At 49.7% G+C, this 14,640-nt stretch carries 16 protein-coding genes; 4 read left to right on the top strand and 12 right to left on the bottom strand.

What is annotated here, in order from left to right; all coding sequences use genetic code 11:
• Positions 1 to 15: 15 nt before the first annotated feature.
• The 10 genes from yldA to citC all read right to left on the bottom strand — a co-directional run bounded on the left by yldA (position 16) and on the right by citC (position 8,553).
• Positions 16 to 105, bottom strand: coding sequence for a small membrane protein YldA (gene yldA, locus PS053_RS20765; protein ID WP_001287361.1), 90 nt, complete (start codon positions 103 to 105; stop codon positions 16 to 18).
• Positions 106 to 245: 140 nt separating this feature from the next.
• Positions 246 to 656 (bottom strand): nucleoside diphosphate kinase regulator, encoded by a 411-nt coding sequence (rnk, locus tag PS053_RS20770; protein WP_000089735.1) that lies wholly within the window; start codon positions 654 to 656, stop codon positions 246 to 248.
• 238 nt (positions 657 to 894) lie between these two features.
• Complete coding sequence (gene rna / locus PS053_RS20775; protein ID WP_044717285.1) at positions 895 to 1,701, bottom strand: ribonuclease I; 807 nt, start codon at positions 1,699 to 1,701, stop codon at positions 895 to 897.
• Positions 1,702 to 1,814: 113 nt separating this feature from the next.
• A complete protein-coding gene (gene citT, locus PS053_RS20780) occupies positions 1,815 to 3,278 on the bottom strand; it encodes a citrate/succinate antiporter CitT (RefSeq protein ID WP_000050330.1) in 1,464 nt (487 codons plus the stop codon).
• 49 nt (positions 3,279 to 3,327) lie between these two features.
• Positions 3,328 to 4,206, bottom strand: coding sequence for a triphosphoribosyl-dephospho-CoA synthase CitG (gene citG, locus PS053_RS20785; protein WP_256879115.1), 879 nt, complete (start codon positions 4,204 to 4,206; stop codon positions 3,328 to 3,330).
• Positions 4,181 to 4,732 (bottom strand): citrate lyase holo-[acyl-carrier protein] synthase, encoded by a 552-nt coding sequence (citX, locus tag PS053_RS20790; RefSeq protein WP_256879114.1) that lies wholly within the window; start codon positions 4,730 to 4,732, stop codon positions 4,181 to 4,183. The genes citG and citX overlap by 26 nt, the downstream gene beginning before the upstream one ends.
• A gap of 3 nt (positions 4,733 to 4,735) precedes the next feature.
• On the bottom strand, positions 4,736 to 6,268 hold the full coding sequence (citF, locus tag PS053_RS20795) for a citrate lyase subunit alpha (RefSeq protein WP_059217332.1): 1,533 nt from the start codon (positions 6,266 to 6,268) through the stop codon (positions 4,736 to 4,738).
• A 10-nt stretch (positions 6,269 to 6,278) separates the two neighbouring features.
• Positions 6,279 to 7,187, bottom strand: a complete 909-nt coding sequence (gene citE / locus PS053_RS20800; protein ID WP_002430219.1) for a citrate (pro-3S)-lyase subunit beta — start codon at positions 7,185 to 7,187, stop codon at positions 6,279 to 6,281.
• Entirely contained in the window at positions 7,184 to 7,480 is a 297-nt protein-coding gene (gene citD, locus PS053_RS20805; RefSeq protein ID WP_000695077.1) for a citrate lyase acyl carrier protein, read from the bottom strand. The genes citE and citD overlap by 4 nt, the downstream gene beginning before the upstream one ends.
• Positions 7,481 to 7,494: 14 nt before the next feature.
• Positions 7,495 to 8,553 (bottom strand): [citrate (pro-3S)-lyase] ligase, encoded by a 1,059-nt coding sequence (citC, locus tag PS053_RS20810; RefSeq protein WP_000467726.1) that lies wholly within the window; start codon positions 8,551 to 8,553, stop codon positions 7,495 to 7,497.
• Positions 8,554 to 8,923: 370 nt separating this feature from the next.
• Between citC and dpiB the strand changes: the two genes are divergently transcribed.
• Positions 8,924 to 10,582, top strand: coding sequence for a sensor histidine kinase DpiB (gene dpiB, locus PS053_RS20815; RefSeq protein WP_000938915.1), 1,659 nt, complete (start codon positions 8,924 to 8,926; stop codon positions 10,580 to 10,582).
• A complete protein-coding gene (gene dpiA / locus PS053_RS20820; RefSeq protein WP_000126508.1) occupies positions 10,551 to 11,231 on the top strand; it encodes a two-component response regulator DpiA in 681 nt (226 codons plus the stop codon). The genes dpiB and dpiA overlap by 32 nt, the downstream gene beginning before the upstream one ends.
• 41 nt (positions 11,232 to 11,272) lie before the next feature.
• On the opposite strand, the gene dcuC is transcribed toward dpiA, so the two are convergent.
• Positions 11,273 to 12,658 (bottom strand): anaerobic C4-dicarboxylate transporter DcuC, encoded by a 1,386-nt coding sequence (gene dcuC / locus PS053_RS20825; RefSeq protein WP_000955048.1) that lies wholly within the window; start codon positions 12,656 to 12,658, stop codon positions 11,273 to 11,275.
• Between the two features lie 571 nt (positions 12,659 to 13,229).
• Here dcuC and pagP point away from each other — a divergent pair.
• Together pagP and cspE are read left to right on the top strand one after the other, a co-directional pair.
• Complete coding sequence (gene pagP, locus PS053_RS20830; protein ID WP_010341819.1) at positions 13,230 to 13,790, top strand: lipid IV(A) palmitoyltransferase PagP; 561 nt, start codon at positions 13,230 to 13,232, stop codon at positions 13,788 to 13,790.
• 174 nt (positions 13,791 to 13,964) lie between these two features.
• On the top strand, positions 13,965 to 14,174 hold the full coding sequence (gene cspE, locus PS053_RS20835) for a transcription antiterminator/RNA stability regulator CspE (protein ID WP_000034825.1): 210 nt from the start codon (positions 13,965 to 13,967) through the stop codon (positions 14,172 to 14,174).
• A 53-nt stretch (positions 14,175 to 14,227) separates the two neighbouring features.
• On the opposite strand, the gene crcB is transcribed toward cspE, so the two are convergent.
• Entirely contained in the window at positions 14,228 to 14,611 is a 384-nt protein-coding gene (gene crcB, locus PS053_RS20840; protein ID WP_000939756.1) for a fluoride efflux transporter CrcB, read from the bottom strand.
• Positions 14,612 to 14,640: the final 29 nt, after the last annotated feature.

Consider the following 14,640-nt stretch of genomic DNA (forward strand, 5'->3'; position numbering starts at 1 on the left):
GAATAAAGTCAGGTGCTACCAGCGTTGTTCAAGGTACAGCACTGCGGCGACAATAATCGCTGCTATGAATATATAAAATGCTGTAATACCGAGAGCTTCGCTCATAATGGCTTCCACAGGTGATAACCTGTTCAGATTAGAACTTCGCAATAAAGAGCAAAATGATAAATCTGGTTGATATTTGAGCGGAAAGAGGATGCAGGTGCATCCTCTGAGCAAAGCGAGTAACGCTTGTGCAGATGGGATTAAAGCAGGTAGTCGCCAGCAGCTTCTGGCTGATATTCGAGTTCCAGTACTTCAAGGTGGGTTGCGGTACCGCCCGGAAGTTCCCAGTGAATGGTGTCGCCAACGCGTAATCCCAGCAGTGCGGCGCCAACCGGAGCCATAACGGAAAGCTGAGTATTGCTGTCGGTCATTTTTGCCGGATACACCAGCGTGCGCACACGGACTTCGCCATCGCTAAGATTGCGGAATTTCACCCGGCTGTTCATCGTTACCACGTTGTGTGGCATCTCTTCTGGCGAACACATTTGGGCGCGATCCAACTCTGCGTTTAACGCGTCGGCGATTGGCAAACCCGCATAAGCAGGTTGTTCCAGCAGAATATCGATGCGTTCGGCATCCAGGTCGTTAATGATGATAGTTGGTCTGGACATTTTTACTCCATGTCGTCGGTACTGCGAGTGTCGCAGATAAACATACCCAAAAGAAAACCCTCACCGTCAGGCGGCGAGGGTTTAACTCACATGATGATACTGACTGTTGCCCACACTTTGAAGTGATTTACGTCACATTCAGGGAATTCCTCATTGTCAGCCTGTTGTATGAATCTTAATCAAGTCTTTACCTGAGGGATAAATCCTCGTGATGAATTAATTCTCCGTGGGCTTGACCTTAATAGCCGACTTTATCGAGCACAAATGTTTGACCGCAGTTGCCCGGGTGCGGTTGTGGCAAGAATGAACTTGCAGAAAGTGGCGCGTTGATGGCGTCAGCTTTTAGTGAAATCTGGATTTCAGTCAGATATGCCGGGTTGCCCTGGCAAGTTAGCTTGAACGCTTTAACGTTCTCTTTACCCCAGCTTTTGGCGATGGCAGCTTCAAAAGCGCTGCGGTTCACCGTTTTACCGTAGTTATCGGCAAGAAATTGTCCGGCATCGCTCTCTTTGATCTCTTTATTCAGACGCACCATCGTACCGAAGTAAGTGTCCGGGTCAAAACCAAAACAGGCGCCATGTTTAGCGTATTCATAACGTTCCAGACAAGAACGCCCGCCAGCGCCAGGCATAACTTTACTCAGCTCAGCCGCAGTTTCCTGTGATATCCCTGTTTCTGGTGAAGAACACATCCGACTGGCGCGCGCTTCTGGCAAGTTGGGGATTGGACGGGTGGCGCAGCCAAAGCGCATCCAGCGACGTTCATCAACGCCGCGCGCTGCGACAGACTTAGGCAATCCAGGCCACAGGCCGTGTACGGTCAGGAAATCGGCTTTGTTGGCCGTTTCGGTTTGCAGGCGACATTCATCTCGTTCGTTACGATTTCGATCGTGCTGGCTTTGGCAAAATCCGGTTTGCCATGAGAGCGCCAGTACATAGCGATCAAAATCGCCGTACTGTTTGGCCTGTAAGTCTGCGGCATTGCCTGAAGAGAAGGGGAGCAGAGAAGCCGCCAGTAAAGCGGTGTTACGGCAGAATGTTTTCATAATGGAGGTGAAACTCATACATACACTGAATACTATCTATTAAATCATAAAAAAGCCCGCCAGGTGGGTTTACCTGGCGGACCTGTTGATTTATTCAGCGATTGACGAACGTATTAGTTCCACATAGCCAGAATCGGCCAGCCAACCAGCAACAGCATTGAGATGTAGATCACCCCGAAGATAGCGCCAAGACGCCAGTAATCTTTCGACTTCACATAGCCGCAGCCGTAAATAATGACGCCAGGACCTGTCGCGTACGGTGTCAGGCAGCCCATGATACCGATAGACAGCACCAGCAGGATACACAGTTGTTCCATTGGTACGCCCGGAATACCTTTACCTACTGCCAGAATTACCGGCAGCATGGTAGCGGTATGTGCAGACAGGCTGGCAAACAGATAGTGCGCGAAGTAGAACACCAGTACGAGGACGATTACTGTAGCATTCGGTGAGAAGCCTTCCAGGTGCGTACTCATGGTGCTGGCGAACCAGTCGATAAAGCCAGAACGAGTTAAACCGTTAGCCATAACGACCAGCGTTGCCAGATTGACCAGCGTGTTCCATGCGCTGTTATAGCGAGTAATGTCTTTCCACGGCACAACATGTAGCGCCAACATCAGTGAAACTGCCAACAGGCCAACCGCAGTGGCGTTAATCACTTCACTGCCAAACACCCACAAACCTAAGCTGAGAATGACAAGGCCAATCAGCGTCCACTCTCTGCGAGTCAGGCGACCCATCGTTTTCAGCTCGTCACCTGCCCAGGTTGCCACTTCTTCACTGTGCGTGATTTCTGGTTTGTACAGTACGTAGGAAAGCCACGGCGCAATGATGAGTAAGATAACGCCAACCGGTAGAAAGCAGAGGAACCACTGCAACCAGCTAATCTGGATGCCGGCTATTTTGCTGACGAACTCCAGACCCAGCACGTTCGGTGCCGCGCCGGTAACAAACATGGAGGAACTCAGACTGGTACTGATGACCATCATCCACATTAAATAGCCGCCAATACGACGTGCGGAAGGATCGTTCGGGAATGATTTAAACAGTGGTGGCAGGTTTTTTATGACCGGGAAAACGGTCCCACCAGTACGTGCAGTGTTTGACGGTGTAAACGGCGCCAGCAGAATGTCGATAATGACAATCGCATAACCCAATGTCAGCGTGCGTTTCCCCATGAATTTCACCAGAAACAGGGCGATACGACGCCCTAATCCAGAAACTTCATACCCTAGTGCAAAGATAAATGCGCCAAATACCAGCCAGACGGTGGTACTGGAAAAACCTGCCAGTCCCCATTTCAGCGCTTGTTTTTGCGCATTAAAAGCGGGGTCAGCTAATTCTTTGGCATCAAATAGCAGGTAATTACTGCCAATAACGCAAATAGTGACTGCAATAAAACTGATCGCCGTTGCCGGGATTGGTTCGAGGATCATTCCGACAATCATTGCCACAAACACAGCGAAGTAATGCCATGCCTGCGGCGGCATGCCGTCAGGTACAGGGATAAGAAACATGACGCCCATCACCACCAGGGGCGCCAATAATTTCCATATATTATCTTTTGCTAAAGACATACGGGTTCTCCGACAATTTATATTTCCAAATTTATCAAGTGCTTAATTTTTAAATCTGCGCTAAAAACCAGGTAAGAATCAGTAGGTCGGCGCTACCGCCGGGACTGAGATTTCGTTCGATACACTCCCTGTCGAACTGGCGGAGATAATCGAGATCGGCGGAGGTTCGGATGCCTCCATTGTTTAATAGTGTTTGTGCCCGGCGCTGGAGCCAGCGCAGGCCACTCTCGCCGCCGCGCGATGCAACGTTGGTATCGCCGTTCATCGCCATCAGCAGCAGTAAGGTATCGAGCAATGCCAGTTCAGGATCTATCCCCTGATCCAGCAGAGTGAGGTAGTGCGGCAGGGCGTGGTTGATCACCAGCGGGTAACCCGCTTCGGCTTCACCGCGTGCGCCGGTAAGACCAAGCTGCTGGTATAAACGCTGGCCTGCCGTCAACTGTTGATTGTTGGTACGCAGTTCGCGCTCGGTCAGACCGCAGCAGAAACTTGCCGCTGTCGAACAAACGGTTTTGGGTGTTACCGGCTGGTTGAGTTGAAGTAAACGGCCAATCGCCGCGCATATCAGCCCTAAAGAAAAAATGCTGCCTTTATGGGTGTTCACACCCGCAGTAGCACGGAACATATCGCCTTCACAGGCCATACCAATTGGGCGTAATCCGCTGAGTACTGCTTCTGGCGCCATCTCTGCGCTACAGGCGCCAAATTCAATAAAACGCGGTAACCAGCTCTGAATCGCCAGCGCGCTACGATGAAAATCTTCCAGCGCCATATCTTTGTGCGCGCCGCAGTTAATACGATCCACCAGGCCAGGTTTTGGTGACAGATTGACTTCAGTCAGCATGGCGCGCCAGCCGAGCAGGGCGTAATCATCGATTAATGACGCAGCAAGCTTTGTGGTTTTAGTTGACGTTGCAGGCATCGACATCGTTCAGCAGCGCCTCCATACGGTTGAGTAAATCGGTCAGTTGATGGGTTTTCCCGCGCGCGCAAATAGCCGCGCTTTGCTCGCATAACAGACAACGGCGAGCGGGCAGTGAATAATCGCGACGGGAGAGAATTTCGCCTTCGGGCGTCAGGACATCGATATCCCACAAACGCCCGAGAGGATGGCTATGCTCAAGTTCAATAGTTGCGAGCTTGAGTTCACGGGCCGGAGCGGCAACGCTTAATAAGCCCTCCGGTCCGCTAGCGGAAACCCGTGCAGCCTGCTCCTGAATTTGCCAACCCTGTTTTGCGGCTAAAGCACACAGGGCAGTTACGCCATGATTAAAAATTCGGCGTGTTATCTCGCTGTCTTTAATCGGCCCAGGCGCAACCACGGTAAAGGAGACCAGTGGAACAGGATTGCGTTTGAGCCAGGCGTTTTGCCGTGTTTGCCTTTCATCCCGGCTGACGAGCAGCTCGGGAATAGAAACCGCATGATGGCTGGCGAGTTCAGGGAGCAGGTGCATGGTTTATTCCTTCACCTGATGCACAACATCAATCACCGAACCATCGCGGTAACGCACGACGGCAACAACGCGGTCGGTGAATTCAATCGGCTGTGGTTCGCCGGTCAGCAGACGCGCACGTTCACGCAGCCATTCAATGGAAACCACTTTAATGCCTGCTTCTTGTAGACGTTCTGCCAGCTCCGGGCGTGCCGGGTTTACAGCGATACCGTGGTCAGTGACCAGAATATCGACGCTGGAGCCTGGGGTGATGCAGGTCAGCACGTTATCCACCAGTGTCGGGATACGGCCACGTACCAGCGGCGCGACGATGATGGAAAGGGCAGAGGCGATTGCAGTATCACAGTGACCGCCGGAAGCGCCACGCAGTACGCCATCAGAGCCGGTCAGCACGTTGACGTTGAACTGGGTGTCAATTTCCAGTGCGCTCAACACCACTACATCGAGACGATCAACTGATGCGCCTTTAGAACCCCAGTTGGCGTACTGGTTAGCGCTGATTTCGATATGATTCGGGTTACGTGCCAGCGACTGCGCGGCCTGACCGTCAAAACTCTGTACGTCCAGCAGCTTACGGATTAGCCCTTTTTCATGCAGATCAACCATGGTGGCGGTGATACCGCCGAGGGCGAAGTCGGCGTGAATGTCGCGGCTACGCATTTTGTCTTCCAGGAAACGGGTTACCGCCAGCGATGCGCCGCCAGTCCCGGTTTGCATGGAGAAACCTTCTTTGAAGTAGCCCGAGTTGACAATCACATCCGCGGCGCTGCGGGCGATCAGCAGTTCGCGCGGGTTAGTGGTCATACGGGTTGCGCCCGCACCGATTTTTGCTGCATCGCCCACGCGATCAACTTTGACGATCAGATCAACCTGATCCTGTTTGATGCTGGCAGGATTGTGCGGGTAAGGCAGCAGCTCTTCGGTGAGCATTACCACCTGTTTTGCATTATCGGCATCAACCATTGCATAGCCGAGAGAGCCGCAGCAGGCTTTGCCGGTATAACCGTTGGCATTACCGAATTCATCACAGGATGGGACGCCGAGGAATGCCACGTCGATGTTCAGTTCGCCGCTCTGTACCAGATGCACGCGACCGCCGTGGGAGTGGATTTGTACCGGTTCAGCCAGCAGGCCCCGGGAGATTTCTTCCGCCAGCGGGCCGCGCAGACCGGAGGTATAAATGCGGGTGACCACGCCCTGACGAATATGCTCTACCAGCGGCGCATGGCAATCGCTCAGGGAACTGGATGCCAGGGTCAGATTTTTAAAGCCCATCTTCGCGATGACGTCCATCACCATATTGACGGTCAGGTCGCCGCCGCGGAAAGCGTGGTGGAAAGAGACGGTCATACCGTCCTGTAAACCAGAGCGACGAATCGCCTCTTCCAGGTTGGCGCATAGTTTGCGATCACGCGTTCTTTCTGCTTGATAAGTTTTCTTTGGCGAATTCTGGAAAGCGGCAAGATTGCATTCAGCGTGACGATTCCAGGCTGCTACCCGTTCTTGTCGTTGAGATTGTTCAATTTTCTGCGTCATTTGGATTGCCTTATTCTTCGCGGATGCCGGAAAGTTCTGCACGGGAGAGCACCAGACGGGCGCGATCGATAACCGGACCGTCAACCATCTTGCCGTTCAGAGAAACGACGCCGAGACCTTCGCGAGCGGCGGCTTCAGCGGCGTCTACGACGCGACGTGCGTGATCCACTTCTTTCTGAGTTGGCGCGTAGAGGTTGTGTAGCAGATCAATCTGACGCGGGTTGATGAGCGATTTGCCATCAAAGCCCAGTTGTTTGATATGTGCCGCTTCTTGCAGGAATCCCGCTTCGTTGTTGGCATCGGAATAGACCGTATCGAATGCCTGAATACCGGCAGAGCGCGCGGCCTGCAAAATGGAACAACGAGCGAACAGCAGTTCGGTCCCTTCTGGGGAACGCTCAGTGCGCAGGTTGCGCACATAGTCTTCTGCACCGAGGGCAATACCGATCAAACGCTCGGAAGCGTGAGCGATTTCCACCGCGCGAGTAATGCCCAGCGGAGATTCGATCGCCGCCAGTAGCCCCGTGCTGCCTGCTTCGCGACCGCAGGCTTTTTCAATACGCAGGATCTCTTTTTCGATATCCAGAACGTCCTGAGCGGTGTCGGTTTTCGGCAGACGCACAATGTCCGCGCCGCCGCGAACGACGGCTTCCAGGTCGTTAACGCCCCATTCAGAATCCAGCGCGTTAACACGCACGATAGTTTCAATATCGCGATACAGCGGGTGTTGCAGCGCGTGGTAAACCATGCGGCGGGCGGTGTCTTTTTCACGCAGTGCCACGGAGTCTTCGAGGTCGAACATCAGGGCATCTGCCGGGTAAATGAAGGAGTTGCTGACCATCGCGGCATTGGCGCCAGGTACGAACAACATGCTGCGGCGGGTGCGAGTTTTACGTTGTTGCAGCGAAGCGGAAATCATTGGCAATCCTCCCATGGCAGAGCCGGGATACCGCTGGCGCGCGCCAGCAGGGCTTCCAGTCGTGCACGTAAAATGCAGTCCAGTGCGCCTTTGTCATCGACATTTAGCTGTACGCCACGCACGTTATAGCGGGCGAGAACGTCAAGAATGGTGGTGCGAATCGCATCGCCAAACTGTTTCTCAACGCTGCTGTTGATTTGCAGATCGATATCCTGCGTATCGAGTGGGGCGATGCGTATCATCACATCCCCAGACTCAAGGGTGCCTGCGACGGCGGGCTGCTTTATTTTCATTTTTCACCTGTTTCTTATGCGGGGGTCTTTTGACGAACTGCCGCGTCCTGGCGGGAGTGCTCAAGCAGATTCTGCAGGTAGTGCAGCGTGGCTTCCGGGACCAGCGGCGCGATAGCCGTGAGATCGTTTTTCACCAGCAATTGACGTACCCTGGAAGCGGATATCGGTAACTCCTGGTAACGCAGCCGCTCAATTTCAACCAGTTCGATGGGCGGTGCGGGAATAGTCGGTGTTTCCAGCCAGTAGCGCATATCCTGGTTGTACTGGGCGGTAACGCGACAAAAGGGTTCAGTACCGACAAAACGGTGAGTTACGCCCAGTGCGGGGGCGAGGTACTGACGGAAAATCTTCAGATCAATTTCGGTATAACAGTGGTTAATAACGCTCTGCTCTTTAATGAAGTAGCAGGGGAACGTGGCGCGGGAGATGATGTACTCGGAACCGCGATGCACGGTTAGACGCGGAATATCGGCGGTGCCTTTTACTACCAGATTCAACCGATCTTCATAGGGGAAACGTGAAGAATCTTCTTTGACTAAAAACAGATGCAGCCAGTCGCATTGCGCCGCCGCTTGCTGAATCAGATAACGATGGCCATTGGTAAAGGGATTGGCATTCATCACGATGCAGCCGATTTTGCTCCCTTCATGACGAAACTTTTTCAGTGATTCGGCGTAGCGTTTCAGACGCGTGGCGCTGTTTTCCATTAACACCATCACTCCAGGAACGCGGGTCAGCGTGGAGAAACCGCACTGGTGGAACAGCGCCTCGTATTCAGTTTTGGTATAAATAAACAGATGCGTACAGTGTCGTTCATAGGCGAGATTTATCAGTTCAGTGGCTAATTTCAGTGCCAGTCCTTCTCCGCGAACTGATTTACTGATAGCGACGCACTTAATAATATTCCCGGCAATTCCTCCACAAGCGATGAGCTTTTCATTACGAGTTACGGTAATAAATACTTCGACGGTGGTGTCAACGCTCAAATCATTTTCATGTAGAAATTGCGTGATTTCCGCCATTCTTTTATTTTCTGAACGTTTTACGTGGGAAAAAGTATCATTGCCGAACATAATAAATAGTTTCCTGGAGGCATCTGTTGTTATCAAGTTGCAATGAATGTTGCGCAATGTTGCAAATTGATAACTTTTTATTTTCAGTCAGGAGAAAGGATTGCAAGCGAGATATTTCTGTTTCTCCTTTTTCCATACATCCTAAGGAGTATTGCACCGTGAAATTTTGATTTATTTCACATAGAGTTAGTGGTTTTTTATTTATTTAATGGTTTTAAGTTTTTTAATTAATGTAATTGCGAAATGACCCGTAGGTTTAATTGATTTAATGAATGAAATTTGCCACGATCATATTTAATGTTTATGGGTTCCGACTCAACATTTTAATTACATACGTCAAAGCGGTTCGGGGTAGCCCACAAGGAAAACAATGTTGCAGTTTAATGAGAATAAACAATTTGCTTTTTTCCAACGGCTGGCCTTTCCGTTGCGTATCTTTTTGTTGATTTTGGTGTTCTCGATATTTGTTATCGCTGCGCTGGCACAATATTTTACTGCCAGCTTTGAGGATTATTTAACGCTTCATGTTCGTGATATGGCCATGAATCAGGCAAAAATTATTGCCTCTAGTGACAGCATCATCACTGCAGTGAAAACGCGTGACCGCAAACGCTTAGCAACGATCGCCAACAAATTGCAGAAAGATACTGACTTTGACTATGTGGTGATTGGTGATCGTGACTCGATCCGCCTCTATCACCCTAATCCCGAGAAAATTGGTTATCCGATGCAGTTCACCAAACCCGGAGCGCTGGAGAAAGGAGAGAGCTATTTCATCACCGGCAAAGGGTCTATAGGTATGGCAATGCGCGCTAAAACGCCGATCTTTGATGATGATGGCAAAGTTATCGGTGTGGTATCTGTCGGTTATCTTGTGAGTAAGATTGATAGCTGGCGGGCCGAATTTTTATTACCGATGGCTGGCGTGTTTGTCCTGCTATTAGGCATTTTGATGCTGTTGTCCTGGTTTTTAGCCGCGCATATCCGCCGCCAGATGATGGGAATGGAACCGAAGCAAATCGCGCGCGTAGTTCGCCAGCAGGAGGCGCTGTTTAGTTCGGTTTATGAAGGGCTGATTGCGGTGGATCCACAAGGGCATATTACCGCCATTAACCGCAATGCAAGAAAGATGTTAGGGCTAAGCTCCCCTGGGCGGCAATGGCTGGGCAGACCAATCTCTGCGGTGGTCAAGCCTGCCGATTTCTTTACTGAGCAGATTGATGAAAGGCGCCAGGATGTCGTGGCGAATTTTAATGGTCTGAGCGTTATTGCTAACCGGGAAGCTATTCGTTCTGGTGATGATTTACTCGGCGCAATTATTAGTTTTCGCAGTAAAGACGAAATTTCCACTCTCAATGCGCAATTGACGCAAATTAAACAATATGTCGAAAGCCTGCGTACATTACGTCATGAACATCTCAATTGGATGTCGACGCTCAATGGTCTGTTGCAAATGAAAGAGTATGATCGCGTACTGGCGATGGTACAGGGAGAATCGCAGGCGCAGCAGCAGCTCATTGATAGCCTGCGTGAAGCATTCGCCGATCGCCAGGTGGCGGGGTTGCTTTTTGGTAAAGTGCAGCGCGCCCGTGAACTGGGGCTAAAAATGACGATTGTTCCCGGCAGCCAGCTTTCACAACTACCGCAAGGACTGGATAGTACCGAGTTTGCGGCGATTGTGGGCAACTTACTCGACAACGCTTTTGAAGCCAGTTTGCGTAACGATGAAGGGAATAAGGTTGTCGAATTATACCTGAGCGATGAAGGCGATGATGTGGTGATTGAAGTCGCCGATCAGGGCTGCGGTGTTCCAGAAGCATTACGCGACAAAATATTTGAGCAGGGTGTCAGTACGCGAGCTGATGAACCTGGTGAACATGGCATCGGGTTGTATCTGATTGCCAGCTATGTAGCGCGCTGCGGTGGTGTTATCACACTCGAAGAGAATGCTCCCTGCGGTACCTTATTTTCAATCTATATTCCGAAAGTGAAATCTAATGACAGCTCCATTAACCCTATTGATCGTTGAGGACGAAACGCCGCTGGCAGAGATGCATGCGGAATATATTCGTCACATTCCCGGCTTTAGCCAGATATTGTTGGCGGGGAACCTGGCGCAGGCCCGCATGATGATCGAGCGTTTTAAGCCGGGGCTTATCTTGCTGGATAACTATCTTCCTGACGGTAGAGGCATTAATTTGCTGCACGAATTAGTGCAGACACATTATCCGGGCGATGTTGTTTTTACCACCGCGGCCAGTGATATGGAAACGGTGTCTGAAGCCGTACGCTGCGGCGTGTTTGATTATCTGATCAAGCCAATCGCTTATGAGCGACTGGGGCAGACATTAACCCGTTATCGCCAGCGTAAGCACATGCTGGAAAGTATTGATAGCGCCAGCCAGAAGCAAATTGATGAAATGTTCAATGCTTATGCTCGCGGTGAGCCGAAGGACGATCTGCCGACCGGCATTGATGCGTTGACGCTAAACGCCGTGAGAAAACTGTTCAAGGAACCTGATGTACAACATACTGCGGAAACGGTGGCGCAGGCATTAACCATCAGTCGCACCACCGCCAGACGGTATCTCGAATATTGCGCCAGTCGCCATCTGATTATCGCCGAGATTGTTCACGGCAAAGTCGGTAGACCACAGCGCATTTACCACAATGGGTGACGTGAACATTGCCGGAGGAAGTACGCCTCCGGCATTAGTATTTATTTGCCAGTAACTGCGGCGGCTGTTCCTGGCACCATTAACTCAGTCGCAACGATAACAATCACCAGTCCGACAAGCACTGGTACAGAGGTGCGTTTAACGACTTCAAATGGCGAGATTTTCGCCATCCCGGCAACCGCAACGACCACGCCAGAAACGGGAGAAAGGGTACGGCCCAGGTTGGACGCTTGCAACATTGGGATAGTTAAATACGCCGGGTTAATGCCGGAAGAGTGCGCCAGTTTCGGGATCATCTCAACAAACGCATAAAACGGCGCATTGCCTGAACCGGTCGTGACCGCCGCCAGCATTGTCAGGATCACCAATACCAGCATCAGGATGATACTCGCCGAACCAAACGAGGTGGCGATAGAAATCAGACTTTGAATAAAGCCGATGGTGCTAAGCCCCTGAGCGAATACCCCAGCGGCAACCAGCAGCATAACTACGTTAGCGAAGGCATCGGCCATGCCGCGATAAGCCACTTCAAGGCCGGAAAAGACTTTTTGCGTATTAAAGCTACGAATAAACTCCAGAATGGAGGCAATCAGCATACAGATCACCAGAATAGTGATGATGTGCAATTGCGGGCCCCATTTGCCGTCAAAGATGAGCACGCCAATAATTGGTGTGAACGGCAGAATGGCGTAAAACGCCGGAGCAGTGGTGGTGATTTCGCTGACATCTAACATTTCGTGAGAGATGTGCTCTTTTTTATCCAGATAACGTTGCCAGAAAAAGTGGGCAATCGCCATGCCGATAATCGCGGCAATCGAGATAGGCAGTGTCGTTTTGAAGGCGAAGTCAATCAGCGACATTTCGGAAGCCTGCGCCGCCAGTACTACGTCACCTGATGTCGGTGCAAGAATAATCGCCGCCGGTGAAGCGCAGATAGCAGCAGCGGCACCACGGCTGATACCAACGTTTACCATTACCGGGAACAGGGTTGCCATCAGTAAAACACCCAGGCCGGTTGCAGAAGAGACTGCCAGTGACATCAGACAGGCGACAAAATAAGCGGCAATCATCAGCAAATAAGGGGAATTGATGTATTGCAGCGGTTTTGACGCCAGCTTGACAACCATATCGTTCGCGCCGATATGGGTCATGTAAGCGGCAAAGCCACACAGCATCATGATCATCATGCCGAGGTCGCCGCCGCGGCTCATCAGTAATATTTTAACGTATTCAACGATGTCTGTGGCGCTGTAGCCCGTTGATTCCTGGCTGGCAGGGAGAACTTTGTGCCCCATGATGGCACTGATGATCAGTAATAACAAACCGCCAACGAATAATACTCCGGTGGCGGAATACCCTTTAATGATGTAGCGAGCTACACCCACAATAACCACAACTCCAATAAGGAGTTCAATGAATGTCAGCATAATTTTTCCTGTCTCCAGGCCCCAAAGTAAATAATAAAAAATTCCTAAAAATTAAAGAAAAAATATGCCGAATAAATCAACAGCGAATGCTGATTGAAATCAATAAAAACCACCATTAACACATTGATGTTGCTGTTTTTATACCTGGATAACAAAATTCATTTTTATAGTTAGCAATTACAGTGTAACGATGTATATAAAATGATGATTTATTGAAATGCTTTTGTTAATGGTTTTAATATGTGTTCAAAAAACGATCTCTCGTAGGTGTAAACTGATAATGTAGGAAATATTTATTTATTGGTTGATTATTATATCTGGTTAAAAAATAAGTGAATTTTTATTCTTGTCTGCTGTTTTTTGTATCAGTGGGTTTTTTAAGTCAAGTTGTTTATTGGCGGGAGATATCGCTTAAATTTCCAGAGTAATCTGATAATATTATCTCTGAATTACCTTGCATAAATATATCAAACATTCAGATTATTCCTTATATTGGGTGCTGTTAAGGTTATGTTTATTTTAGCCAGGCTATGCTAAGAGCGGTTTTTTGATAAATATTTCGTGGTTACTAATGGGCACTAGCAAATATATTCCCGCATTTCTCTTTGTTTTTACTCAATTAGTCGGCGTTGGAGCTGCTTCTGCAGATACACCTCAGTGGTTGTCGACATTTAAAGAGAATGTTGCAGAAACATGGCAGCAGCCACAACATTATGATTTGTATATACCAGCGATCACCTGGCATGCGCGTTTTGCCTACGACAAAGAAAAAATCGAACATTATAACGAGCGGCCGTGGGGCGGTGGGTTTGGTCAGTCCCGGTGGGATGAAAAAGGTAACTGGCACGGCCTGTATGCAATGGCATTTAAGGATTCATGGAATAAATGGGAGCCCATTGCTGGATACGGTTGGGAAAGCACCTGGCGACCACTGGCGGATGAAAATTTTCATGTAGGTCTGGGATTCACCGCAGGTGTGACGGTGCGTGATAACTGGAACTATATACCGATCCCGGTTTTACTGCCGTTGGCTTCTGTAGGGTATGGCCCAGCGACTTTTCAGATGACCTACATACCTGGTACTTACAATAATGGCAATGTGTACTTTGCCTGGATGCGCTTCCAGTTTTGAGACAAATGACTTTTTGAAAAATTCTTAAAAAACAGTAAGTAAAGTAATTAACATCAAAAATAACGCGACTTTTATCACTTTTTAGTAAAGTTGCGCTGGACAAAGCGTACCACAATTGGTGTACTGGTAACCGACACAGCATTTGTGTCTATTTTTCATGTAAAGGTAATTTTGATGTCTAAGATTAAAGGTAACGTTAAGTGGTTTAATGAGTCCAAAGGATTCGGTTTCATTACTCCGGAAGACGGCAGCAAAGACGTGTTCGTACACTTCTCTGCAATCCAGACTAATGGTTTTAAAACTCTTGCTGAAGGTCAGCGCGTAGAGTTCGAAATCACTAACGGTGCCAAAGGCCCTTCTGCTGCAAACGTAATCGCTCTGTAAGATACGTCAGCAAGAATTCAAAACCCGCCTAATCAGCGGGTTTTTTTTGTTCTTCAGTGTGCGGTTGATGCCGAAAACAGCCAAAAAGCCAGCGCCGTCATGGCAAAAGACCCCAGCAGGTTAACGAAGACATTCAATAATGCCCAGCCGAAGCGTCCCTCCTGTAACAAAAATACGACTTCTGCCGAGAATGTTGAGAAGGTCGTTAGCCCTCCGCAAAAACCCGTGGTAATTAACACTTTCCACACTGGATCGATGTTAGTCATGCGGCTGAACCAGGCAAATCCCATTCCGATGATGAATGCGCCAATCAGGTTTGCTGCAAGCGTCCCTAACGGAATAGTCTGATGCAATGGGTTAAACCGCATACTTAACATCCATCTCGCCACGCTTCCCGTACCACCGCCAATAAAAACTGCTAAAAGGAGTTGTAACACTGCAAAATCCTGCTATTTGATTTGTATGA

It is taken from the genome of Escherichia albertii (assembly GCF_028622335.1).
Taxonomy (GTDB): Bacteria; Pseudomonadota; Gammaproteobacteria; order Enterobacterales; family Enterobacteriaceae; genus Escherichia; species Escherichia albertii.